The following is a 26,453-nucleotide window of genomic DNA, read 5'->3' as shown; positions in this document are numbered from 1 at the left end:
CTAAACCTGATTTTATCGCTCAATAAGCCAAGGTACGGCTGCAAAGCGTCAAGAAAACACCCTCATGCCCCTTTAAAACGAAGAAGTGGACCAAATCTGCGTAGGCAGATCCGGCTCAGATGCGCGTAATAAGGCAGGTCTGAGAGATTTACCTGCATTTTTGTGCATGGTTTCTCTGGCCGGACCGCCTCATAGCGGTCATACTGAAGGCATAAGAAATCGTCTTAATTTAGCGGCATCTTTTCACTTGCAAGATGTGCCCCTAAAGGAAGATAATGCAAAGAGTGTTTCTGGGAGGGGACGTAGGTCCAGGAAGCTAAACATTCTTCCCTTTGCCTATAAGAACCATGGTACTTATCCCCTATGGTAAGGATCTGGCTAGGGTCTCGATAATAATGCTTCTCACAGTCGCATTATTGGGTAAGACGTTTGAGTAGGAGAGGTTGCGACTAGCTCATATCACCCCCATGCTGGTCGCTTGACAACTTAGGAAGTTTGCAACAAGCAAATGCTCCGCTAACGGTTTTGGAAGCTACGAGAGGAAGAAACTTCCAACACCAAAGAATCGAAGTTATCAGCACTCTATGCTCGTTGCATGGGTGCTCAACTTAGACGGATAGATCACATATCGGTACATCGTCCGCTTTTTTTGTTTGGAAACAGAAGAGAAGAAGGAGGCTGGAAAGCCATGAGAAATAAGACAGTGACTCTTGTTGCACCAGGAGTCGTGACAATTACTATGGTTCTCGGAAGTTCACTCGCTAGTGACCACAACGAGGACATGGCTGGTGCGGAATTCTGGGACGGCCAGGGTTCTACGAATAATGAAACTCGAAGTATTGACCTTGGCATAAACTCACTTGTGACGCATCTCGGTTACACCGATATCGTTCTATGCACAGAGAGCACTAGCTGGGTCAATGAGGCTACAGTCTTGTTTGGTAACAATGCTGAAGGAGGCCTGGTAACACTCGGCCTCTATGATGGCAGTTGGACCAATACTTCTGGTGACGGCAGTGGCTTGCAAGCACAATGCACCACTGGTGACCCAGCGGTAGACAATGGCCCTACGACTCCAATGAACCTTGCGTTGATTGAGCTTGAAGGCGCAGGCATTCCAGCTATTGCGTTGGCTGACGGCTTCTTGAACTTAGAGTTCTATGAAAGTTATGACGATGGCGTAGGCGCACTTGATGCGACTTGCGTTTCAGGAAGCTTGAACTTTCTATACCAAGCAGAGGGCGAAGAAGCACTTTGTGGCCCAAGCCTAAACCCTTTATGTACCATGGACCAAAGTGGTTCAGGCGCATATAGCAACGGCGATGGCCCAGATGGCTTGCCTGATACTGGCGACGAAATCAACATCCCAGACCGTGCTGACGGCAGTGTCGATCTTAGTGACTTCAGTGCGATGCTCGTTTCATTCGGCGCTGCTGTTGACCCAGAAACAGATCCTCGACCAGTAGGTGACGGTGCTCCATGTCCTGATCCTGATAACTCTGATGGCACCTTTGATTGCTCAGGTGACTGTGCTGTAGACCTGGCAGACTTCTCTGCCCTGCTCGTTGATTTTGGTAAGAGCGGCGCCAGCTGTGGCGATCTAGGCTTCTGCCTCTACGTAGATGGTTCTTGTGTTGAGCAAACATTCGATGAATGTTCTGCCCAAGCACAGCCTAATGATCCACTCATCGCTTCCTACTGGATCAATGCTTCAGCAGTAAACGATATTAACACTGATGGTGTTGTCGATTGCGCTGATGCATGGCCAGACTGGTCATGTTGCGATAGCTCAACAGGCACTTGCAGTGACACGAATCTTGCCTTGTGTGAAGCAAGTGGCGGAAACTTCTCAGACGGGCTTCCCTGCTCTGATCCTTCACTCGTTTGCGCAGCACTTCCAAATGACAATTGCGATGCAGACCTAAGTGCATATGCACTGACAATGGATTCGTCCACCTCATATGACACAACTGGTGCCACTACTGACGGCACAGCACTGTGTGATGAGTATGACGGTCAGACTTACCAAGACCTTTGGTACAAGACGACAGCAGTTGCAGATGGTGGCGTTCGCATAACAACCTGCGCAACTCCAGGCACAACAAGCTATGACACGGACCTCGTGGCATATGTCTTCTCAAGCGAAGCAGATTTCCTAGCTCGTGACTGTGCAACCATGGTTCCAGCAGGCTGCAATGACGATAGCGCAACCTGTGACGATGGCGTCGATGTCAGCAGCACGTATCACTCTGACCTCACAGTCGGAGCTGTTACTGGCGACGTTGTTCTTATCCGCGTCGGCGGTTGGAATGATGGCGATCAAGGTGCAGGCATACTTACTGTTGAAACGTTCCTATGCGATCCTGCATATGAGCGACCAAGTAGTTGTGGCAACGGTAGCCCTTCATACCCAACAAATGTTGTCAACAATGGCCTTCACGGCAACACTGCATTCTTCATGGATGACCGAGATCCCATCGACACCGATGGCGACGGCACCCCTGACATGCAGTACAACATGTCTGTTGAGTTCAACTCAGGCGCAACTGGCGTAACTTTCCAGCAAGCTCGTTTGATGTGGGCTGACCTTTCATCCGCACCCGGTTCCGGTACAGGAACTCCAGGTGTAGATGGACGAGTTCGTTTCTACGACATCACTGGAGTAGATCTTGAAACCATCAGCTGGTGTGATGCTTCAACACATCCAACACTGCTTCTGGAACAAGAATTATTCACTGGCCTGGGTACCCTAGGATTCCAGTGGACTGGCAATGCCTGGAATATTGGTGAAACAGTAGAGGTATCTTTGACTCTTGATACTGCTCTCACTGTTGCTCCTAATATTCAAGTTCTTATGGTTCCAGAATTCGATGATCTTCCATTTAGTGCTTACAACGACAACAATGGCGACGGCGTCATTGATACCTTGGATGACCAAGAGCACTTCCTTTGGAATGTTGAACTCGATGATTTCTGCGCAGCTTCTGCAGGTCCTTTCCACCGCGTGGGACCATATCTGGAAGACACTGATGGAGATGAGATTGGCGACACTTGTGCCAACATCCCTGATCTAGAACCAGATGGCTTTACTAGCTTTGCTTATCAGCTCTGCGACTAAGCAATCGCTGTACCGATTCCTTACTCCTTCTGGAGTAGGGCTCTCGTAAGAGAGATAACAAACCCCCCGGCCTTCTGGTCGGGGGGTTTTCTTTTTGCACTCGACAATTGAATACAGCCAGACGATGGATCGATGAACTCAACTCAAATAGCGAGCAGTACCCCTGCTCAGAAGTAGACAGAGTCACTACAATCAGTTCATGAATTGGACTATCTACCTCTCTGGCGAGATCCATACATCGTGGCGCAATGTGATCTTTGATGGCATCAACAGCCTAAAGCTACCCATCGATGTATGCACGCCTGTCACTGATCACGAAGCGAGTGATAACTGCGGCGAAGCAACGCTCGGCACTGAAACACAAACATTCTGGAAAGATCACAAGGCGGCTAAAATCAATGCGATGCGTACACGCAAAATGATTGATCATGCAGACGTTGTGGTCATACGGTTTGGTGAGCAATACAGACAGTGGAATGCAGCTTTTGATGCTGGCTATGCCGCTGCGAAGGGTAAAACGATCATTACCCTCCATCCAGAAGAACACGATCACGCACTCAAGGAAGTCGATGCTGCCGCTTTAGCGGTCGCCAGAACCCCTGAGCAAGTCGTCAAAATTCTCAAATATGTGACGAGTTCGTAGTGTATTCGCTTAGCTGATCATCGAATCAACCTCAATCTCAACCAAACTACCCTCTGGACCATTCAATGTGTTACCGGAAAAGCCAACATGCCTCCTGAAAACCACCCATTGCGTTCCGCCTTGAGTGACAAAAACGTCATGGAGCAACTGCTTTTAAAAGACCGCGCTTTTGATGCCGCAGCAGAGGGAATTACCATTGCCGACGCCCTGGCTGAAGACCGGCCACTGATTTACATCAATGAGGGTTTCTCACGCCTGACAGGGTACAGCGTGGAGGAAACTTTGGGTTCCAACTGTCGATTTCTTCAGGGGCCTAAAACAGATCCAGATGCGGTTCGGGCAATACGCAATGCGATTGAGGAAGATCGTAATTGCGAAGTCGAACTGATCAACTATCGCAAGGACGGAACCCCGTTTTGGAACCGTCTGTCTATTACGCCTATTCGGGATTCCTCCGGAAGAACGACTCATTTGATTGGAGTTCAATCAGATGTGAGTCGTCGCCGACGGGCAGAGCAAAACCTCATTGAATCCAATGCCAGCCTTGCTGCAGCCAATCTTCGCATGAAAAATGAGCTTATGGCAGCGGCCAAAATCCAGCAGGCTCTTTTGCCAACTTCCATTCCGCAACTCGACGACATCCAGGTTGCTTGGGCGTTCCGACCCTGTGACGAATTGGCCGGTGACATTCTGGATGTGCTGACAATGAAAAACAACCAGTTTGCTTTTTACCTTTTAGATGTCTGCGGGCATGGCGTTGCAGCCGCTCTTTTGTCCACGACCTTAAGTTGCTGGCTGTCCAGAATGCCGTTGGAATTGCGCCAAAATCCGGTCGCCGCGGTGGAACAATTGAACCAATCATTTCAAATGAATCGAGATTTTTCGAAATTTTTCACCTGTTGCTATGCGGTGCTGAACCCAAACAACCAAACGTTGCAATTTGTTTCCGCCGGCCATCCAGCACCGATCCTGGTACGGAACAATGAGGCGATAGAAATCAAGTCCACCGGCTTTCCGGTTGGAATCGTACCGGACCCCAATTACCATTTGCAGGAAATTTCTTATCAGCATGGCGACCGCATCTACCTCTACAGCGATGGTGCGATTGAACAGGCAGATACCAACGGCGAGATGTTTGGGATGAAGCGTCTTATGGCAGAATTGATACGTCACCGTGCGATCACTTTACAAGCAAGTATCGATGAAACGATGCAAGCAGTTCTCCAGACGGCCAGCAACAATAAAAATGATGATGATGTTTCCATCTTGGGGATACAAATTGGGAAGGACAGTTGTTGACATGTCATCCCCCTTCTTCCAGGAGGTGACGAGTTCGTAGTGCATTCGCTTAGCTAATCACCGAATCAACCTCGATCTCAACCACACTGCCCTCTCCCCAGAGCCCGCTTACACAGACCATTGTTGTGGCTGGCCGAATATCACCCAGCAATTCTTTGTGAGCCCGCCCCACTTCATCTGCGTAAGCCATATCGGTGATGTAGATTCGTGTTCGCACAACATCTTTTAAACAACTTCCAGCCTCAGTCAGGGCTGATTCAATTTTTCTTAGTGCATAGCAAGTCTGCTCAAACGCATCGCCTGGGGCATACACTTGACCATGCTCATCAGCGGCAAGGGTACCGGTAACAAAGACCATATGGCCAACACGAATCGCCCGCGAGTATCCGACCTGTTCTTCCCAAGGTGTACCAGATGAAATGTACTGCCGGTCCTTCATGATGCTGGCTCTTCTTTGGAGATCACATGAAAACGATCGATCTCCAGACCTTCGATGAACTGCTCATAACCGTCGGGCCATGTAATCAGAAGAGAGTCAATGTGATCCGCATCTTCTAGGCCAAAGGTAATAGGCAACTCTACTTGAGAGAGGTAGCTTCGGGTTGGCATGACTTGACGTCGCTGAGTGACACCATTGGCTGTCAGTTCAATGCGAGCACCAATTGCATCTGGATTCTTTCCATCACCGGCCAAACGCAGCCGAATCCAATGGTGCCCCAGTTCCTGGTCATTACGCATCAAGATTGGACGGTCACCAGTCTGCGTAATCAAAATATCTAGATCGCCATCCCCATCGATATCTGCATATGAAGCCGCTCGACCGACGGTCTTAATGGCCAGATCCCCTGTTTTCTCGGCAGGCACAATCTTGAATGTCGAACGTTGGCCAGGCCCCGAGTTCCAGAATAACTGACTTGGCTGCCGGTAAAACTGGCTTGCTTGAACTTCATTGATCGTCTCCTCCAAATGACCATTCGTCTGAAAGAGATCCAAGCGGCCATCCAGGTCATAATCAAAGAAGAAAAGACCAAATGACAAGAGCGGCCGCGTCGGCGATCCAATGCCCTCGCCAATGGCCTCATCAGCAAAGAAACCATCTTGCCCTTGCGTGACATACAGCGAGGTCATTTCGTTGGCAAAGTTTCCGATTCCAACTCCCAAAGACCCATCATTTCGATAATCTGCCGCGTCAATACCCATGGCTCCAGTCGCCTGGCCATCTGATGCAAATGCTAATCCTGATGCAGCACCACGTTCTAAAAAAGTGCCATCCCCTTGATTATCAAAAAGAAAGTTCTGAACCGTATCGTTCGCAACAATCAGATCGATATCCCCATCTAAATCATAATCAACTGGCATGACGGCTAACCCTTTTCCCATAGCACCACTGCCGTGCGGGCTGTCAACCTGGATTCCTGCTGCCTGCGAGACATCTACAAACGTGCCATCCCCGCTGTTCTGATAAAGATTTGAGTGGCTTCCCTTATAGAGGGTTGGCGGACCATAAGCTCGATCAACACCATTGAGTGAAAAATGAAGGGAGCGATCAATCTCCTCAGTCCATTGCACATAGTTTGTGACAAAGAGATCGAGATCTCCATCATTGTCATAGTCAACAAAGGCGCCACTGGTACTCCATGCATCTCCTGAACCTGACACACCCGCCTGTTCAGAGACATCCTCAAACTGACCATTCCCTCTATTACGAAAGAGGACATTTTGACCAAGAGATGAAACAAAGATGTCAATTTGGTTATCTCCGTCGTAGTCACCCGCAGTAACACCAACGCCATAAAGAGGGACGTTCAAACCACTGCCATCAGTAACATCTGAAAATTGGCCGGCACCATCATTCTCATAAAGAGCCATTATTGATGGCACTTCTGAAGAATCGCCTTGTGTATGGGGCCACGGCCGAGCATTAATGAGCAATAAATCTTGGTCTTCATCGCCGTCAAAATCAAAAAATGCTGCGCCACTTCCCATTGTCTCAGGAAGTAATTTCTCCCCACGAGCACCGCTGGTATGTATGAAGTCAATACCAGAGGCCGCTGTAACATCTTTAAATGCAACCTCAGGCAGAACAGTTACATCTGCAACTAATGGCTTGATAGCTCCAACGTCTTTGTCCTGAATAATCTCTTCAGGCGCTGGCCAAAAATTGATTACCAATACCACGATCACAATAACCAACCCGACACCTATAAAGCACGACAGTGACCACCAGAAAAACGTGCCAATAATGGCATCGTCTTCTGGCACATACTGCTGGCTGCCGTCTGTGTCAGGGGTATCTCTTGCCGATGACTCTTTGGGGTCAATAGAATTTTTGACATTGGTCATGAAAGTGCTCTGCCCAAGGGCTCAAGGCCCTGTTGATTCATCGTTCATGGTTTCTCTGTCAAGGTCATAGATGACTACTGATTCGGCCGCATGGTCCGCTGCTGGATACTTCATGCGAGCAGCAGTAATCGCTTGCTCTCGCGCATTATCATCAACCTTATAATATGCGTGCTTTTCAGCATGCACCATGGCTTGTTCATCATTGCCCAGATCGGTGTAGATCTGCTTCAGAAGATAGTGACTTGTTGCATTCTCTGGGTCATATTCCAAGGCTAAGAGCAGATAACCGAGCGCCCTGTCCATAAGTTTGACCCGCTGATCTCGACGGGCGGGACCCCGCTCCTGCTTTGCTCGCTCATAAAGTGTGCCAGCCAACTCGTTGAGCATCCGGTAATCTTTCGAAAAATCGAACCCACGGCCAGCCGCTTGTTCAAATCCCCCATCGACAATCTGTTGAAAATTGTTGATGGCCTCATCAAGATTCCCATTTTGCTTATTAACCAAACCACTAAACCAGAGCAGGGACCATTCACGTGCAGGTGGATCAAAATCTCTAGCCCGCTGTAGCGCTGCTGGTGCATCTTCTGTCACACGCCCCTCATTGAGATACACACGAGCCAAGTTGATAGGCCCATCAGGACGGCCTAGCGATTCTACTTGTTCGAACGCTTCTTCAGCTTGACGCAACTGACCTTGATCGGGCTTTCGCAGCAGGCCAATTCCATAGTCATTCCATCGTTGCCATGTTGGAATCAAGGGCTCGTCCTGAGATGCAATGTCGCCCTGGCCTGCGACCGGAAGCGTTATTCGATCAGTGGCGAGAACTGTAATTGGCAACTCATTGCGAAAATCATAATCGCCATGAATCAACGCCATGTATTCAGTATCAAACTTCCGGTACAAGAGCTTGACATCTAATTCAATGGCGCCGGTAGCATCTTCTGGAACATGCAAACGATAGTGAACCGTATCAGCAGCCCCTGGAGGTATCTGGTGATTGTATAGAGCAGTAAAAATATCCTCAGCATTTCGCCGATTAATCCTATTTCCTTCTCGGTCTAACACAAACGAATTCACGAAGTGCGACCATGGATCTACCGCATTGTTTACTGGATCCAGCGAACCACTTTGACCAATCACTTCTTCATCGATTGATGCCGTCACATCAAGCCAGACTTCATTCGAGTCCGCCGTCCCCTGTGTAAATGTATGACCCATTTTGACTGTACGTATGACAATCTCAAAGAGGTAATCTCTACCTGGCTCCAGTATTGGAATTTCAGGACGCAAGGGCGCCACAAGTTTTCCATCAATCTTGCCGTTCTCTCGCACACCAAAGATGTCCACTCGCAATACACCGTCTAAAAACTCTTGATGAGCTTTTATTGCTGCATCAGGGTCACGCATCTCCAGTCCCTGCGGATCCCGCGCTGCAATCATTGCAGGAATAGCGGTGTTCGCTGAGGGGAACATGTGGTCATGCACCTTCATCTCACCTGATTCATCTCGATCTGGCCGTGCACCAAAGTCATCTGAGGCTACCAAAGGCATATGACAGCTATTACAGTTGGTCTCCGCGACCTGTGGATAATAGAAACTGGAAACACCCTGGCCTGAGACACCACTGAGATAAAAGGCATCGTAGTGGTTCTGCCCACGCAGCCATTTGTAGTCATTGACTTCAGGCGGCAAGTGCACTTTATGACAGGTGCCACAAAACTCCGTCGAGCTATGCAATGGCTTAAGAAATGTCTTTTTATGAAATGCGGGCTTGGCTTTAATTAACTGCCTATTGACCCATTGTAGAAAACTATTCTTGGACGTTGCGAAGGGGTAGTGAACAGGTTCGTCGATCGTATAGTCAGCATTACCTTGCACAGAGTTCACATGAGAAATGCTATGACAGACTGTACATGTGATACCCGCTTGAGAGGTTGGATCGTTTTCATCGTCGTAGTTTGGATCGTTAAACGACCCCGAAAAGAAAGGCACAGGATCATGACAACCGGCACAAAAGCGGGAGCCATTGACCGTGCCATCACGTTCGAGCATATGCTCACGAGTTTGCCGAACTGAGAATAAGTAGGCCGGATTATTAAACGAGCTAAATCGATGAGCACTATGCGACCACGCATCATGAACATCAGCATGACATTCCAAACAATATTCATCATTCTGAAGTACTTCTTCATGAATAAAGTCGCCGCTCACGGTTCGAGCCAGAGACGGGAAGAAGTACTGATCTCCGTCAGGATTTCCCTCAACATTCCAAGCGCGCGGATCCTGTGCCTGAAAGATCAACACCAGTACAGCAAAACACGCCGCAACGGCAGCCACAACGCCACCGACCCTCCAGCGAATTCCACGACCCGCAAGACGATGTAACGTAAAGAGCCAAACAACCGCCAGCGGTGAAATGACATGAGCCCAATAGGCCACAGCGCGAATAGTGGGATTCTTGATGACAATGACGCCATCGATCCGCATGAGCACAATCCCACTGATCAGAAGCAACAGCGCTGTCGCAAACAACGCGTAACCAGCTCGGACCGCCCTACGATTGGGGCGATTGCGAGCATTCTTCATGTGAATGAGCCCAAAGACAATCACCGGCACCACAATGATCAAACCCAGGATCAGGTGGACCAGGAACATAATCAGGTAGAACCAATTCTCGTAGGACTGCCCTGTTGTCCAACCCAGAACTGAAACACTGACTAAATACACAGAATTGACTGCCAGGAGCGCAAAGAGCGCAAAGATGGCCATAAGGACGACCCGCAGCCGCGGCCCAACCACTGGCACGTATTTCCGACGAGCTCCAGTCGGCTTGCGTCCCACCGTTGGACTTCCTGCTGCCATATCAATCTCACCTTGTGTGGTGTTCTGTGGGCCTAAATTCCATGCCAACGATGACATCAAGGGCCATCACTAAGTTGCCCAAAAAGGCAGCTTCTCATCAGTTTGCTCGCCATTTTACTCAGATGAGCGAGCCCAAAGTGCTTATTCACTTCAAGTAAAACCAGATCGTCACCAGGACGGCTTATTCAAGAGATAATACGGCTAGACCCATTTTAGACGAGTTAAGTGAGCAAATTATGCATATATTCATGCTTTATCCACTTGAGAAACTGCTGTATTCAGCAATCAAAGGGCTTAAAGCCGATCCGCCCCCCAGCGGCTGAGATGACGGCATAAATCCAAGGCCTGGCCTGGCGAGGATGTCGCAATAAAGACGGTATCTTGCCCCGCAACAGTGCCGAGAACATCTGGGAGGCTGAGGCTATCAATTGCCTGCGCCAGGTCGCCAGCCTTGCCTGCCTCTGTCAACATGACCACCATCATTCCGGTAGTGCGGATGCTCTGGCAATGGCCCCTGAGCATTTTGGTGAGCTGCCGACGCTCGCCCCGCTCAAGCCGACTCAAACCACTGGCTGCATAGCCTCTCTCGCCCTTTCGGTACCCCAGTACCTCTAAGTCTCTGGATAAGGTGGCCTGAGCGATCTGAATGCCCTCAGTTTCAAGCAGTGACTGAAGCTGTTCTTGACTGTCAATCTGATTACGATCCAACAGGTCAGTCATTGTTTGATGTCGCTGTTCACGGGTGGTCATCAGCTCGGCTCCAGCTCCGTGTTATCGCCCTGAACGGTAACGCGAATTAAAACGCTCATGCAGACCATCAACGTGAGCGGCATCAAATTGCTCAAGTGATGGTAATGGCAGAACCGTTTCACCATCATGTGTATAGAGATCCATGTCTTTACACCAACCATCTGTCTCTACAACAAAGTATCTGTGATAACCATCGGGAACATCAGGCAGAAGATCGAAACACAGCTCAACCTCCTCACCTGTTCCGATGATCGCAACAGCACTATCTTTTGACTCCAGCAGAGGCTCGACTGACCCCAACTCGGTATACCAGCCGGCCTGCGCCTTCGTATCCCAAAATGGCACTCGCTTCATATCATCGTATCCAGGCAAACGCTGATCGCCTGTCGTTCTCTCTGGAAAACCACTGGACATCAAATCTGCACGACTAAGCAAGGCAGTATTTTGATCACAAGATTCGCAAGGCTCAGCCCAAACAACCTGAACTCGATCAAGATAGATCTCTTGTGTTGTACTGAGCCTAAGAGCAGTGCTCCCCTGAGGAATACCCATAAGTGGAATTGATGCTAGACGAGGCATACCTGCTGGATAACCAACTTTGTCATGCAACAGATACCACTGGCCATCAGCACCACGCGCCTCAATTGTCAATGACTCATATTTCAGTCCCGCTTGCCAGGCCGCAAAGTGTGTCTGTGAGTAAGGATATTCAATCCAGCCATCAATTAAGAGCCATGGATCACCGACCTGACCATCAAGCGGCTCACCGAACTCAATTGTGACACACGCTGGCTCCTGCAAAAGACCAATAAACCGATCATCGAGCGCACCTGGCGACACTGCCTGCTGATCGGCCTCTGCCAACAATGATGTGACTTCATCTCCATCTTTCGATGTCGCATGCACCGGCAACTGAGGGTGCTTGTAAAACAATGCCTTTCCTGTTGGCAATGGCTTACCCGTGCCCATTCGCTCATCCAGGAACATAGAGACACCATCGGGAACGTCATAGGCAACAAGGCGTACGGCATCTAAGTAACAAACTTCTTCCATTGGTTCACCGATTTTGATGCGATATCCTGATCCATCTGATTTCAACAGGTCTGGTGGAAGCAGAAAATTCTCGAATGAACGAAACGGTGCTGTTTGATTTGGCCCAACCCAGAAGCCCAAGCCAGCGACTCCCAGTACATCGCTTACAAATTGGTATGACTCACCATCAAACACAAAGAGAACTGGGCAAGATGCCAGCTGCCGCTGCGTTTCAACAATCTTGTGCTGCTTACCAGGCGCAAGATCAAGTTCCGTTTGATAGACCCCATCCGACCAATCAATAGACACAAAGTCCACGCGATCGGCACCACCAAGACCAATTGGAATCGGCTGGAGACTCTGGCCAGGCCCAGAACTCGAACGCAGTACATGGTTGATAATCCATGAACTTCCGACGCGAGCTGCCATAAGAGAGCCAATACCAGAGGCATTCGATCTCATCGAGCTGGCGGTATCTTCACGGCCACTCAGAGACACGGTGACAAATGGGAAGCGGCCTGGTCCCGGCGACCAGATGATCGGCTGGCCCTCAGCCGGTAAACCAATGATAGATGGGCCCTGAGAAGCATCAAGTACTGCCAATGTCCAACCAACTAACAAAGGCCCATGAGGTGTCCCTGCCAAAAGTCCCTGATTATCTGACTTCAGAAGACCACGCCCTTGCACACTCCATGCTCCACTGGCATCTGGCCCCACAATGTCCATCACGCCATCTCCATTGACATCGGCAATGGCTAATCGAAGTGGAGCAAGGTGGGTTTCGTCCAGTGGACCAGATCCGCCGCCAGCTCGCCAGACACCTGAGTCGTCGGGTTGCCAGCGACGCAAATTTCCCGAAACATCCATGGTAAGAAGATCAATTTCACCATCAGCATCAATATCACCGGCAACAGCTGCATCAACTGCTGATGACTCAAGATATTGAAAACCATCGGCAGGTCGATAAGACCACCCCAGATCATTGTAGAAGACCTCATGAGGCGGCTCGTCATAAAAGACTGCAATGTCTGTATCTCGATCTGCATCGAGATCTGCAATCAGCACCTGCCGGCCACCCTGCCCCCTACCTGCCAACTCCTGACTCTTACCCAGCGCTCGAAAAACACCCGTTCGATCATTGTTCAAAAGTTCACTGGGACCATCAACATTAACTAAGAAAAGATCGAGGTCTCCATCATGATCAGCATCAAACAGTGCACCATCGACCGTATTGAAATCACCACCTTCCGTCTTGGACTCTTCAGTCACATTCTCAAACACACCAGCGTTGACTTGTAACCAGAGTTGATTTGCGCCCTCGCGCAATAGATAAGCATCCGTGAGCCCATTACTGTCAACATCACCCCATAATGCCGCATTAACTTGATCAACATTGCTCAGTGGAGAGACACCAGGAGCCAGTGTCCCATCTGGCTGCTGCAGATAAACAAGATTGGTATTCGAATCAACACCGCGGGCGCCAGCAATAAACAGATCTACCCGACCATCTCCATTCATATCAGCAAGCGTCATACTGACACTAGGTCGACCGGGCAACACGGACCACTTCTGTATGTTGCCCTGATCCAAAGAGCCCAGAGCGACTGGTGACGCAAAGATATCGCCGGATGGCGCGGGCGCCTTCTCAAAACCCGAGAAATCGACGACCTCTGCTTCGGCCTTCGGACCCATCCGTGTGTATTTAATCTCAGCCAACATCGACCGTGGATTGTTCGCAAGGTCGTTAAAAATGACTAACGCCTGCGCAGCCTCATCAGTTTGACGCAGTCTCTGATAAGCCTGCACCTTTCCATAGTATGTACTTCTCAGGTATGGATCTGTTTGAGATGCGCGATCAAACCACTTAAGTGCCTCGCGGTAATTCCCTGCCTCCATCGCACACTGACCTAAGTAATACGCGGCAAAAGCATCTGATGGATCAGCGTTCACAACACGCTCGAAGTGTTCTTTCGCAATCTCAACATCTCCCACATACCATGCAAGAAGTGCTGCCGTGTACCGAGCACGAAGTAGTTTTGGATCATCCAACAACACCCGATCGAGTCGCTGTGAAGCTGCTTCTTCATCGCCTGGTGTCTGACGATTCATTTGGGCGATAGCCAAGTTAACCTCAACCTCTGGCCAACCTGGATACTGCTCAATCAGAGTAGCAAACTCGTCATAGGCAGCCTGATACTGATACTGCCCCATCAGCGCAACACCACGATTGTTTGCCGCTACTGCATCGGCATCTGCCTGCCCATTAATCGCCGACTTTTGAGAGCTGGGCGATTCTGATTGCTGCTGACTGTTTTTAGACGAGTCACAACTCGCTAGCAGCAATTGCCAAGAAAAAATCATTAAAAACAGCCCTAATGCGTGCACTGTCTCTTTCAAGTTGATTCTCCGATCACCTGTTCTTTGGTTGCGGCTGGGAAGACTGGTTTCTGCATGTATGTATGAACCTCTGAACGTAGGTGCTCATTCATGAGGTGACCGCGGCGACGAGCTCTCTCTTGACGCAAGACATCAATCGCAATTGGTGCCACCACAACACGCTCGCCCGGACCTGCCTCTGCCTGCTGCAAGATGCGCCCGTCATAATCTAAAATCATGCTGCCGCCAGGCCAACTAAAAGGCGGGTAACTTGACATCGATGCGCCTTGATTGGCGGCCACCACAAACGCTGTGTTTTCAGCAGCTCTTGCTCGATTAAAAAGAGTCCACCAATCCATCGGTGGCGATGCGCCCCAAGGATCCATGTATGCGGATACGCGGCATATGACTTCAGCGCCATTCGATGCAATCTGTCGAATGGTCTCTGGAAAGAGCCAGTCGTAACAAATGGCGACGCCCAATTTGCCCAGCGGTGTCTCAACCACTGGAAAAACACACTCCTCATAGGAAGCAAGATCATGTGGACTGGTATGAACTTCCCAGGGCAACCATGGATTTACTTTTCGATACTTTGACAGCACGCCATCAGGACCGATCAGAAGCGTCGTATTGAAAAGCACATCAGAACCATAATTGGGATCGATCTCAAGAAAAGTACCTGTCTGGATATAGCATCCCCAGCGGCGACAAACGTCTTCGTATTTTCGAGTGTGCTCGTTGGGTAACTCAACAGCTAGATGCTCTCTCAAACGAGCAATATCTGGGTAACAAGGCGGGGTGTGGGCAAATTCCGGAAAAACAAAGAGCCGCACATCAAAGAACGGTTCGTAGCCCGTAACCGTTTGCTCCACGATCTCACACATACGGTCGGTACGTACCGCAATCTCCTCTCTGCTTTTTGGTGATTCAAATGCAGTCTGGCATGCTGCTGCGTAGTAGAGCCCGGTCATGATAATTTACCCTTGCGTTCAAACAGTCCTGAAGCCCCTTGTATCTCATGATGATACCCCACTAGAACGATGAAAAGCTCAATATCGCGAGCGTTTTCATAAGCTCACACAACCCAAATCCTAAGCCACTCGCTGTCAGATTGGTCGCCAGAAGGTCGGCCTCGTATCATCGAAGCATGGACTGTCGCCTGACCATCCTCATTCTCTTCGTGCTGGCTGTACTCAATGGAGGCGGCTGCAGCGATGTAGGCCGATCCGACCCCTCAACACAGCTCCCCAAACTGACTTCAAACAAAACCTCAGCATTGCCCGCTGATACCCGTCTCGACCCCCAAGCGGCCGCACTGATCAAGCAATGCCTCAATGCGGTTAATACGAATGCTAAGGATCCATTCTTACGTCTTAGGCTGGCCCAAGCTTATAACGCCAACGGCTTTGATCGGCTCGCCATGGAGACCTATATCCAGACGCTTCACCTCGATGCCCAGATACCAGAGGCTTGGTATTTACTCGCACTACTTGATGCCGAGCAAGGCAAAACAAAACAAAGCTTAAGCTACCTCTCACAAGCCGAGCACTTAAGACCTGACTACCTACCGATCTACTATCGAAAGGCAATGATTAATCTTGATGCCGGCAATCCTGATGCGGCTGAGCGCGAGATTGCCAAGGCCCAGGCGCTTGACGACAAGAACCTTGAAGTACGAATGATGCGAGCGAGAATGGCACTGCAGACAGGGCAACCTCAATTGGCTCGTGACATTCTGGAGCAGCTCTGTGCCGATGGTGCCGACCATCCCTACATTCATCAGCTATTAGGCACCGCTTACCAGCGCACCGGCCAGCCTGAAAGAGCGCGCATGGAGCTGGCTCAGGCAAGCGGCGAAAAGATCAGATTGAATGATCCCTGGAAAAAGGAAATGCTTTCTCTAAAACGCGGCTTCGAAACTCAGTACACAGGCGCACTCAATCACCTATCCCGAGGTGAAGTCACGCAAGGCATTGATATTCTTCGTGCCCTCCAAGAAGAAGGCCAGCAACCTGTCGAAATAGCGAATGCACTTGCTGCAGCCTACGCTGCAACCAACCGTTTGAATGAGGCTATCGAGGTGCTTCGCACAAACGCTCGCGCTCATCCTGATGCAGGCGTTACCCATATCAATCTATCAGTCATGTACAGTAAACAGGATCGACTCCAGCCAGCACTTAACCATGCACAATTCGCAATCAAGCTCATGCCCCATCTGCCTGCCGCATATCTTCAGGCTGCCAGAGTTTATCTCCGCAGTGACCAACAACCCCAAGCCATTGATGCGCTTGACAGGGCGTTTTCACTGGGTGCTGACCAGAACAATGACAGAATCATGTATGGACAAGTACTTCTCACTAACGGACGCTTCGAAGAGGCTCGTAGCCAACTAAGAGCCGCTACTGATTCTGCTCCAGAATCATCCACTGCTTGGGCTGGCTTAGCACTTGCTGTCATCAATCTCGGTGATGAGCAAGAAGGCAGGGACTATCTCAAAAGAGCCCAGATGCTTCGTCCCAATGACCCGTTTGTTATTCAAGTTCAAGATATTCTCAATCGCAATAGAAGATGAGCTCAATTTTGTTAGCCCTATTAATGAAACTCATAAGAATGCGCCCTGCGTCGCTATGCTCAATCACACTTGCTCTTCTGTGCTGCCTTGGTGCGGGCTGTGACAAAAAAGATCCGATCCCCGCCACCCAACCACGCCCCACGAAAGCCGAAGTAGATTCTCCACCCTGGTTCGAAGAAGTGGCCAAAGCAAATGGACTTGACTTCACATGGCATTCGGGCCACAACGAAGATTTCTTGTTACCCGAAATCATTGGCGGCGGTGTCGCCGTATTCGACATGGAGGGAGATGGCGATCTCGATGTCTATTTCGTGCAAGGCGGCAATCTACGCGAAGGCCGTACGCAGTCAATTGGCAATGCGTTGTTCCAAAATGATGGGCACGGGAATTTTCAGAATGTCACGGCAAATAGTGGCGCTTCAGACACTGGTTATGGAATGGGCGTCGCCACCGGAGATTATGACCAAGACGGTGATATTGACCTCTATGTCTCAAATCTGGGCCCCAATGTGCTTCTCAATAATGATGGCACTGGACATTTCACAGACGTCACCGCACAAGCTCAAGTCGGGCATCCCGGCTGGGGCACAGGTGCCACTTTCTTTGATGCCGACAATGATGGTGACCTCGATCTATTTCAAGCCAACTATCTGAACTGGACCGTCGACGGTGAACGCGTCTGCTTCAATACTGCTGGCGCCGTGGACTTCTGCCTACCAGCCGAATACAACGCGCCTGCAATTGACACGCTTTACCTCAATCAAGGCGATGGCACCTTTGCAGATGTCACCAGCGAGGCAGGAATCCATATCAAGCCAGGCACTGGACTCGGCGTGGTCGCTGCTGACATCAATCATGATGGACTGATCGATCTGGCCGTTGCCAATGATGGCCTACCCGACCGCCTTTGGATGAATATGGGCAACGCACATTTCAAAGATGTCGCAATGCAACTTGGTACCGCACTGGACGAAGAAGGAAAAGCAAAGGCGGGCATGGGCATTGACATTAAAGATATTGATGCCGATGGTGATCTAGACTTACTCATTGGTAATCTCGGTGGAGAATCGGATTCCCTCTTTTTTAATCAGGGCGACTACTTCACTGATGCAACAGGCAAGACGGGACTGCGACCACTCACTCGCCCCTACACACGGTTTGGTCTTGGCCTGTTTGATTTCGACAATGATGGCTTGCTTGATCTCTACGAAGCCAATGGCACTGTCACTGCGACACCCGATTCGCTGGCTGATGATGTCTATGCAGAGCCAAATATGCTGCTTGCTGGCGATGGCAAAAGGTTCAAGCCTGTGATGCCCCTTGGCGGTACAGCAGAACCGATATACGCCACGAGTCGAGGGGCCGCATTCGGTGATCTAGATAATGATGGAGGCATTGATGTAATTGTGGTCAATCGTGATGCCCCAGCATCTTTTCTCCGTAATCAGGTGGCACAACGTGGCAACTGGGTCGATCTTGTCATCCTTGATCACAATGGTGCTCCAGCCCTAGGGGCTCAAATTCTTGCTTCAAGTGGCCGAGGAAAACAACTCATTTCGGTTCGCACCGACGGTAGCTATCTGGCTGCCAATACCCCCATTACACACCTGGGCTTAGGAGAAGAAACCGTTTTGAAAGAGGTCCAGATTCGCTGGCAAGATGGCTCGCAAGCGACCTTCGGCCCTCTCAAAGCCAACCAAGTGCATCGACTCAGGCAATCTGAAGCACCTGGAGATCAGAATAAGTGAAAAAGCCCTCTAAAAACTGCAAGGATCTAGCAACAAGGGCACATTTGCCTATGGAGGCCAGGTCTGGCCAGCAAAAACGCGGAGCCCACCTCCATGCCTAGGAGAGGAGTATTAAGTGAAGATGACTTTGCCACGCGGTTTCAGGAAGGAGCCAGATTTTTGTGGTGCATCGCCTATGGCATTCTCATGGACCGAAACCTCGCGGAAGACGCGGTCCAGGAAGCTGCATTGGTTGGATTGCGTAAGCTTAAACAATTCGATCCAGACACTGAATTCAAGGCCTGGATGGGCCAAATTGTACGGTTCTCAGCACTCAATATGGCACGTCGAAAGAAACGACAGAGAGCCTCAGCCGATGCTTTAGAATTCATCGAAGCGGATACTCATTCGAGTCACCTCCATCCGCATGCGATTATTAGTGGTAAGGGACAACTCTTTAGTGATATTGAATCATTTGATGATCAAACTCGAGCCGCCTTGCTGCGGCTGGAAAGCGATGCTCGGGCATGCCTTCTACTTCGGACCGTGGAAGACTATTCCTACCGGAAGATTGGACAAGTATTGAATATGGCGGAAGGAACTGTGATGAGCCATGTTCACCGTGCACGAAAACGAATGAGATCCTGGTTGACTGAAACATCAACCAAGGAGGCAACTGTATGACGCAAACACCTCAATCACCATCGAATCCTCCTCATGGCATGTCTGCTCACGAAGCCCGTGCTCTGATGGATGATTATCTTGATGGCTTGCTGAGTGCAGAGCAGGAATCAGCATTCTTACAGGTAGTCAGTGAAGACCAGACACTTCAAAATGAGATCGACATTCAAAATCAAGTGAATGTATCAATAAGGAGGATTGCTGAACCACCTTCGTCTGAGCATTTTGCGCTGATGTGCAAGAAGGCTCAGGATGAAGCGGCTGCTCCATTGAAATTCTCAATCTCAGCCGGAGGAGGTCGGCGTGCCATCATTGGAGCCGTTGCAGCCCTGCTCATGGCAGCAGTTGGAATTGCCCTGATATGGGATGCCTATTCCATCACTCAAACCAACAACAATACGTATCCCCCCCAAGCCTGGCGAAGCTTGGCCACGGTCTACACCGAGAGCCTCGATGAAGGCTTTGAACCGACCTGGATCTGTGCCGATGACGCAGAGTTTACGGACACCTTTGAGGACCGCTACGGCCAGGGACTGCTTATGGCGGCCCTTCCAGAGAATATGCAGGCACTGGGCCTGGCCTATTCCAACACCCTTTCGCCAGATACGATCCAGCTGCTTGCCCGGGTGGATGGAGAGCCTTTGCTCGTGTTTATAGACCGATCTGGCCAAACCGCAGAGATGCCGCCAGAGACGCTGACGGTCCAAAAACCCCTCCACCTCCATCGCCGCACCATCGATAACCTCGTTCTTTATGAACTATCACCCTTTGAGTCGCCCTACCTGCTGGACTCGTTCTACAATCCAGTAGAAGCCAGGGACCCCTGACTCTAAGGAATTAGCTCGATGAGACAACAACTGTTATTGGATCAGAAGCTCACCACCCATGTGAGCAGCTATCACGCAACCCGAAAAGCTTTCACACTTATTGAACTACTCATTGTGGTTGGCATCATTCTCCTGCTTGCCGGCATCACACTTCGAGTCGGTTCGGCTATTTGGCAGCAATCTGAAATCAGGCGAACACAAGCTGCCATGGAGCTACTTGAAACCGCGCTATTAGAGTGGGAAGTAGAGTCGGGCCGAAGCTTGACTTGGCAAAGTGCTGACTATGGTGCAAATGGCTCTAGAGATGACTTTGACATGAGTGATCCTTGGCTCAACTTTGGCCAGTGCGAAGACTCTACTGATGTTTACTTGATTAGTGACTTGCTGGAGGTACTCAACCGCAATCCCAAGTCACGAGCGATTCTTGCCAAGATCGATTCTGATCTTTTGTTTCGCTATCCTGAATCAGGACAACCCAGGCCAAATTGGATTACACCAAATTCACAGGCCGATTCAGAACTCAGTAACTATGGCGGCCGGCTGGCCTTGCTCGATGCATGGGGATCACCGATCTATACCACGCATCCTGGTGTTGCGCTTCCATCCACTGTTACACCAGTTGGCACAGTGGATACCGACGGTACTGAGCAAACACACTTAGAACTGAAGTATGGCCCAGCTCTCAATCGACGCATTCGTTTTGTATCAGCCGGACCAGATGGAAAATTTGGCCATCTCTCCCCTGCAGCGTCTGTGTGCGGACTTGATTCCAGCACACACGATGCGTTGATTGAAGCAACGAAAGACAATCTGCTGAGCGACGTCAATACAACGAACTGACAAAACATAACTGCGGTTGCTAAGACGCTCGTCGCCGGAAGATGATAGATCTGATGCAAGTAACACATCTGATCTTGGCTTGCCTTTATATTCCTCCAATGGTTGCAATATGCCTCTTTGGTGCGCATCGCCTCACTGTATTGCTGAGCCTACTGGCCAGACCAAAAGAGTCTCAAACCATTGACCCGCAATGGTGGGCATCCAAAAGACCAGCTGATTTACCACGGGTCACGGTACAGCTGCCAATGTACAACGAGGCGAACGTGGCGCAGCGCGTCATCAATGCTGCCTGCCAACTCGACTACCCAGCCCAGAGGCTTCAGATCCAGGTTCTTGATGACTCAAGTCAACAAGATGCACAACAGATCGCCGCCGCTGCAAATCACTTTGCTGCAAAAGGCCACCCCGTCAATTATCGACATCGTAATCACCGCCAGGGCTACAAAGCTGGCGCACTGGCAGATGGACTACAGCATGCCACTGGCGAGCTCGTGGTTATCTTCGATGCTGACTTTGTACCCAAGCCCGACTTCTTACATCAAATGCTTCCTGAGTTTGATGATCCAAAGGTTGGAATGGTTCAAGCTCGCTGGTCACACATCAACGCCGAGATGAACTGGCTGACAAGAGCCCAGGCAACATTGCTTGACGGTCACTTCTTACTCGAGCAACGATTCCGCGCAATGACTGGTCGATGGTTCAACTTCAACGGCACTGCTGGCATTTGGCGAAAAACTTGCATCGATGATGCTGGCGGATGGCAACAAGATACGCTGACAGAGGACACAGACCTTTCTTATCGTGCACAACTAAAGGGATGGAAGTTTATGTACCGGCCAGACGTCTCAGTGGCCGCTGAATTGCCTCCAACCGTCAGAGCCTTCTGCAACCAACAACGCCGCTGGAACAAGGGACTCACCCAAACAGCGATTAAACTTGTGAGGCAGATCGTTCTGTCTCCGGCGCCAATTCGTTGCAAAACTGAAGCAGTTCTACACCTCACATCACCAGTGCTTTACATCGCCATCGCCTTTCTAGCCTTGATTGCCATCCCAGCCACTGCCACACTTGCCACACTGTCAGAGATCCCTCAATGGCTGGCTTTGACCCTTGGGGTCGGCTCTCTCACTCTTGGCATGGGCGCTGTAGGCCTTTTCTATCTGGTGACCCAAGTCAAAAATCAGCAGCGAGGTCTGCGAGCTTTACTCAATCTACCGATCCTGCTCGGACTGGGCATCGGCATTTGTTTAATTGTTACCCGTGGTGTTTTTGAAGCGGTGGTTGGTCACGACACTCCGTTTGTGCGAACCCCAAAGTTCAATAGTCAGCACCCACTTACTTCAGCAAAGACCCATGCTCTCTCGACTCAAGGAATAAGTGAGATACTCTTAGGCACTCTCTTAATGGCCTGTTTTGTAGTCACTTGTATTTATCCCGGAACACTGGTGGGATCACCTTTTATCTTCTTGTTTTCAGTCAGTTTTTCAGCAATTGGAATCAGCCTTGTTCGAGAGACATTCTTGCAAAACCGGGCTTCCAGCCATAATCTACACCCGGAAGTTGCAATGGAAGAGAGAACGCTTTTGGCCGATAACGCCAAAGAACCAAATCTTAAAATTCAAAACCAATCGGATATCGAATGCCACACATCGACTTCTCACACAGAGCCGTTCTTGCAACGATAACGATGGCCGCGTTCTTGCTCTGCCACTGCTCTGACAAGAAAGAAAGCACGCAAAGGTCGCAGATTCTCTGGCCCGTTGATCAGATCAAGACGCAGCAGTACATTGAGAACCTTGACCCTACAGCGATGGAGCTGCGTGGATCTGATTTCTTAAATCCTCGCTTTGATCCCGAACGCATCGGCTATGAAGTCAATAAAGATGATGGCTGTGGATACGACTATGCCATGCTCGCCGAAGTTGAAGAAAAACTAGCGGGCGTAGATCGCCAACAAGCGCTCAAAGCTTTGTTTGAGCTTGTTACGAAAGACGCAGAAAATAACAAGCAACGACATCTGGCCATGCTGAAATTTCTTCATCGAGCCAGCTATCACTCTCATCTCCGTCCTATGTATGAAGACTGCACACGCTGCTGGGACCCATTGGTATTACTAGAAGTCAATGAAATGCATTGCACGCATGCAGCAAGAGTTGTTTACGATCTTTGGAAAGCTGCTGGATATGACGCCCGTCTAGTTCAATTCGGAATCAAGTGCAGCGCCGAGGTTTACTACGACGATGCATGGCACTATTTTGGGGCAGACTCGGTTGGTGGCAATGGCATCGTTTTGTTCAACGATGATGGGACCATTCCCTCGTGGAAGCAACTGAGTGAAAACCCCGGATGGATCGACGCCCTACCGTACCGATATGAACTTCGAGTCAATGGTGGCGTTCGCAAGAATGGTTCGCCATACCGCTCAATTCACTGTTTCCATAACAGTGGAGGCAATGGGCGCTACTATAAATTCAAAAAAGACGCACCTCTCTCCGGTGAGTTCAACTATGGCTGGGAAGATTATGCTGCCATTCCAGGAGACTGGACTTACAAGGACGCGCCCTACCTCTATCAGCCAGGCCCACCAAGTTTTGATCGCGTCAAGCTAGAGCCCTCGCAAGAAACCGGCTCAGTCAAAGCGACGATCAGCTGGTCTCCCTCGATCGACGTCGATGGCGACTTGATTGGTTATCGCGTCTACGTTGGCTCCAAGTCCCGCAATTGGAGTTATCAACGATGGTCGGGAAACAAAAAAGCCAAGCCATTTTGGACATCTGACGCTGGTTGGAAACCTGAGATGTATGACGCGTTGTATCAAATGCCCCCGCACGATGTGGACTTAATACAAACAGAAGATACCCAAGTCACACTTGAACTCGATCCGAGTGAGATCTACTACATCACAATTATGGCATTTGACGCCCATGGCGAAAAGATCAATAAGGAAATGTATCTTCAGTCCAATGAAATCAAAATTGAAACACCGAGCGTCTAACCGCCTGACAAGAGACAGAAACCTATTTTCGACAGGCGGCACTAACGTCTAGCGCAGTAACTGCAGGTCCCCATGCAGTTATCCATTCAATACAAAACACAGAACCAGCCGATGCTTCCTGTCCAATGAATGAGGGAGCCCAAGCAATGATCACAAAAACTCAGGCAATAGACTCAATACAAGCAATCAATCCGACCGCCCCAAAAAACTGGCTTCGTTCTTTTGATCTTGCTTCGCTTCGGGACTACCTGTCCCATCTTGAGCATGCCACACATCCCAAACAACCTTCAATGCCTGGATGGCAGCGACTGCATAACTTTTCAGCGACGACAACAAGGCGAGCATGTCATTGATATCTGTTACGTATGTGACACAAGAGAACTAATCTGCGTCAACAGATGACTCCGGACCACTTCCGCGTTGGTCGAGGCCAGCTCCCTGCTTGATAGCGATCAGCTTATCGTACTGCCGCTTCACCAAGGCAAGCTCTAACAATGATCGGACTCGAGTCAGCAATTCTAATTTGTTGACCGGCTTCGTTATAAAATCATTGGTACCACATTCGACAGCGCGCTCAAAATCCCCTACTTCATGAAGCGCTGTCACCATGATCACGATTATGTCGCGTGTTGATGGAGCAGATTTGATCCGCTGACAAACCTCAAAGCCACTCATGCGTGGCATCATGACATCAAGCAATACCATGTCAGGACAGTCAGCATCAACTGACTTAATCGCCTCGAGGCCATCATGAGCGGTACGAATGCTGCATGGCAACTCTTCCAAATAGGCCTGCATCAATTCGAGATTCTGGAGGTTGTCATCAACCAGCAGAATCGAAGACTCAGACAAATCGACGGCTTCGAGTTCAAGGGTCATATCAACAGGAAGATCTGGCACGCTGAAACTCCCTAAGATTCATCTGATTGCGGCTGTGAATGAAATGTAGCATCATCCGAAATCAGTCTGCCAATGCCTTTATGCAGGGACTCCATGACCCGCATCAGTGTCTCATCATAGCCACTCAGCCCCGGCTTGAAGCTCTTGTTGATACGGACACCTTCACCCTGGCTTTCTGAGAGCCGATGATAGAGCTTCTTCAGATCGTCAAAGGTATCGACATCTGGCCAATCAGGGAAAATGACGGGCTGATGGCCAAGCTGATGGATACGTTGGCAGGTGACCGAGAAGACCGCATCTGAAGACCAAGGAATACCCTCAAGGAGCTGTGGAGCATAGCGTTTAGATACCAAAGTCCAGTAGCCCCCATCGGGCGCACCGCCCAATGCCGCCAGGTCATCTTTTTCGTTAGACAAAAACGAGTCAACAAGATCAAAATAACGATCAGGGATATCAGGCGCATCACCACCAAAAAAGGCGATGCCCTGCTGGCCCCCATACGCTTCCCAAATGCGGTCCATGCGATGACCAAGTGTGCCTCGGCCTTGCCCAATCACTTCAACAGCGTTGGCTTGATCCAGATCCGCAAGTATCGACTCCATCGCAGGTAGCTCATCATCAGGACTGGTGGCAACGATGGTCGGCCATCGCCGAGAAACCCGTGTGACAACACAACGCAACATGAGCCTCGCCACATCAGCAGCCTCGACGGGCGTCAGTGCCCCACCCATACATAGCCGTGACTTTACCTGCCCCGGCGATGGGAACTTTGCCATCACGATGGCCACAGGTTGCTCCGCACTTTTGTTCATTCACGCCTTTCTGCTCAATAAAAGCCATCGCGGGCTCAAATAGGCCTCACGAAGACCAATCTAGTCGGTGCATTCTATCTGGCTATGCGATGCACCTCATCATCGCCTACAATGCCCCGCTTGATCTAACCACAGAAGCAACACCTGCATCCACCATGGCACGAGGAGCAAACGGGTGAACCATTGGAACGAAAAAAGGCTGCCTTGGAAAGACAGTTTTAATACACCATCTGTTCAGGAACTACGCAGCGACATTGAAGAAGCTGGGGAAGCGCCATTTGACACAATTCGCGCCTATCTACTTGAAACACCCGATGTCAGCGAGACGCTGATTTGGTTTGGCCCCTGTTGGCAATGGACTATTGCTTACATGCTCCCCGGACTTGAGGATCCAATGGCGATCCTCATTCCAGCACCTGAAGATGTACAGATGGCCATTCCTTTGCCACCTGGCTTCATTGAGTCCGTTCCATTCAAACGACTCAAGAGAGCGATTCGTGACGGCCTTGATCTGGGCGCCAGTCCATTTGATACGACGTGGGCTGTTTGGTCTATTCCAGCAGCGGGCCTACTGGATGATCTCAAGGAGATCATTCGTTACCGACTGCGCCACCTCGCTTCACTCGACTCAAAATAAGATTGCCTTCATCATGCGATGGGATGCATGCTCATAACC

Annotated in this window: 20 protein-coding genes; 12 read left to right on the top strand and 8 right to left on the bottom strand. The window is 50.0% G+C overall.

Features of this window, described 5'->3' with window-relative positions; all coding sequences use genetic code 11:
- The first annotated feature begins 688 nt into the window (after positions 1-688).
- From P8J86_09715 to P8J86_09705, 3 genes are all read left to right on the top strand, one after another.
- Positions 689-3,118 carry a hypothetical protein gene (locus tag P8J86_09715; GenBank protein MDG2054972.1) on the top strand — a complete coding sequence of 810 codons (2,430 nt, stop codon included), beginning with the start codon at positions 689-691 and terminating at the stop codon, positions 3,116-3,118.
- A gap of 199 nt (positions 3,119-3,317) precedes the next feature.
- Positions 3,318-3,761 (top strand): YtoQ family protein, encoded by a 444-nt coding sequence (locus P8J86_09710; GenBank protein MDG2054971.1) that lies wholly within the window; start codon positions 3,318-3,320, stop codon positions 3,759-3,761.
- A gap of 87 nt (positions 3,762-3,848) precedes the next feature.
- Entirely contained in the window at positions 3,849-5,060 is a 1,212-nt protein-coding gene (locus P8J86_09705) for a SpoIIE family protein phosphatase (GenBank protein MDG2054970.1), read from the top strand.
- A 49-nt stretch (positions 5,061-5,109) separates the two neighbouring features.
- Here P8J86_09705 and P8J86_09700 read toward each other — a convergent pair whose 3' ends face one another.
- The 6 genes from P8J86_09700 to P8J86_09675 all read right to left on the bottom strand — a co-directional run bounded on the left by P8J86_09700 (position 5,110) and on the right by P8J86_09675 (position 15,394).
- A complete protein-coding gene (locus tag P8J86_09700) occupies positions 5,110-5,499 on the bottom strand; it encodes a RidA family protein (protein MDG2054969.1) in 390 nt (129 codons plus the stop codon).
- Entirely contained in the window at positions 5,496-7,403 is a 1,908-nt protein-coding gene (locus tag P8J86_09695; GenBank protein ID MDG2054968.1) for a CRTAC1 family protein, read from the bottom strand. The genes P8J86_09700 and P8J86_09695 overlap by 4 nt, the downstream gene beginning before the upstream one ends.
- Positions 7,404-7,424: 21 nt before the next feature.
- A complete protein-coding gene (locus P8J86_09690; GenBank protein ID MDG2054967.1) occupies positions 7,425-10,322 on the bottom strand; it encodes a multiheme c-type cytochrome in 2,898 nt (965 codons plus the stop codon).
- Positions 10,323-10,559: 237 nt separating this feature from the next.
- The gene (locus P8J86_09685) at positions 10,560-11,015 is read right to left on the bottom strand and encodes a hypothetical protein (protein ID MDG2054966.1); all 456 of its coding nucleotides are present in this window, start codon (positions 11,013-11,015) and stop codon (positions 10,560-10,562) included.
- A 21-nt stretch (positions 11,016-11,036) separates the two neighbouring features.
- Complete coding sequence (locus P8J86_09680; protein MDG2054965.1) at positions 11,037-14,408, bottom strand: FG-GAP-like repeat-containing protein; 3,372 nt, start codon at positions 14,406-14,408, stop codon at positions 11,037-11,039.
- A gap of 32 nt (positions 14,409-14,440) precedes the next feature.
- Positions 14,441-15,394 (bottom strand): nitrilase-related carbon-nitrogen hydrolase, encoded by a 954-nt coding sequence (locus P8J86_09675; protein ID MDG2054964.1) that lies wholly within the window; start codon positions 15,392-15,394, stop codon positions 14,441-14,443.
- Between the two features lie 176 nt (positions 15,395-15,570).
- Here P8J86_09675 and P8J86_09670 point away from each other — a divergent pair, with 176 nt between their 5' ends.
- The 8 genes from P8J86_09670 (at position 15,571) to P8J86_09635 (ending at position 24,418) form a co-directional block, all read left to right on the top strand.
- Positions 15,571-16,995 (top strand): tetratricopeptide repeat protein, encoded by a 1,425-nt coding sequence (locus P8J86_09670; GenBank protein ID MDG2054963.1) that lies wholly within the window; start codon positions 15,571-15,573, stop codon positions 16,993-16,995.
- 23 nt (positions 16,996-17,018) lie between these two features.
- Positions 17,019-18,743 (top strand): CRTAC1 family protein, encoded by a 1,725-nt coding sequence (locus tag P8J86_09665; GenBank protein ID MDG2054962.1) that lies wholly within the window; start codon positions 17,019-17,021, stop codon positions 18,741-18,743.
- Between the two features lie 93 nt (positions 18,744-18,836).
- Entirely contained in the window at positions 18,837-19,406 is a 570-nt protein-coding gene (locus tag P8J86_09660) for an RNA polymerase sigma factor (GenBank protein MDG2054961.1), read from the top strand.
- On the top strand, positions 19,403-20,230 hold the full coding sequence (locus P8J86_09655; GenBank protein MDG2054960.1) for a hypothetical protein: 828 nt from the start codon (positions 19,403-19,405) through the stop codon (positions 20,228-20,230). The genes P8J86_09660 and P8J86_09655 overlap by 4 nt, the downstream gene beginning before the upstream one ends.
- Positions 20,231-20,248: 18 nt before the next feature.
- Positions 20,249-21,070, top strand: coding sequence for a type II secretion system protein (locus P8J86_09650; protein ID MDG2054959.1), 822 nt, complete (start codon positions 20,249-20,251; stop codon positions 21,068-21,070).
- A 53-nt stretch (positions 21,071-21,123) separates the two neighbouring features.
- Positions 21,124-22,755: a glycosyltransferase gene (locus tag P8J86_09645; protein MDG2054958.1), complete on the top strand. Its 1,632-nt coding sequence runs from the start codon at positions 21,124-21,126 to the stop codon at positions 22,753-22,755.
- A complete protein-coding gene (locus tag P8J86_09640) occupies positions 22,710-24,065 on the top strand; it encodes a hypothetical protein (protein ID MDG2054957.1) in 1,356 nt (451 codons plus the stop codon). Before P8J86_09645 ends, P8J86_09640 begins: the two co-directional genes overlap by 46 nt.
- Positions 24,066-24,211: 146 nt before the next feature.
- The gene (locus tag P8J86_09635) at positions 24,212-24,418 is read left to right on the top strand and encodes a hypothetical protein (protein MDG2054956.1); all 207 of its coding nucleotides are present in this window, start codon (positions 24,212-24,214) and stop codon (positions 24,416-24,418) included.
- A gap of 28 nt (positions 24,419-24,446) precedes the next feature.
- Here P8J86_09635 and P8J86_09630 read toward each other — a convergent pair whose 3' ends face one another.
- Both P8J86_09630 and P8J86_09625 read right to left on the bottom strand, forming a co-directional pair.
- A complete protein-coding gene (locus P8J86_09630; GenBank protein MDG2054955.1) occupies positions 24,447-24,965 on the bottom strand; it encodes a response regulator in 519 nt (172 codons plus the stop codon).
- A gap of 11 nt (positions 24,966-24,976) precedes the next feature.
- Positions 24,977-25,777: a DUF2064 domain-containing protein gene (locus P8J86_09625; GenBank protein ID MDG2054954.1), complete on the bottom strand. Its 801-nt coding sequence runs from the start codon at positions 25,775-25,777 to the stop codon at positions 24,977-24,979.
- Between the two features lie 175 nt (positions 25,778-25,952).
- On the opposite strand from P8J86_09625, the gene P8J86_09620 reads away from it, so the two are divergent.
- Positions 25,953-26,414 carry a hypothetical protein gene (locus tag P8J86_09620; GenBank protein MDG2054953.1) on the top strand — a complete coding sequence of 154 codons (462 nt, stop codon included), beginning with the start codon at positions 25,953-25,955 and terminating at the stop codon, positions 26,412-26,414.
- Positions 26,415-26,453: the final 39 nt, after the last annotated feature.

It is taken from the genome of Phycisphaerales bacterium, assembly GCA_029268515.1.
Lineage (GTDB): Bacteria > Planctomycetota > Phycisphaerae > Phycisphaerales > SM1A02 > JAQWNP01.
This window is presented reverse-complemented; position numbering and strand designations above follow the sequence as displayed.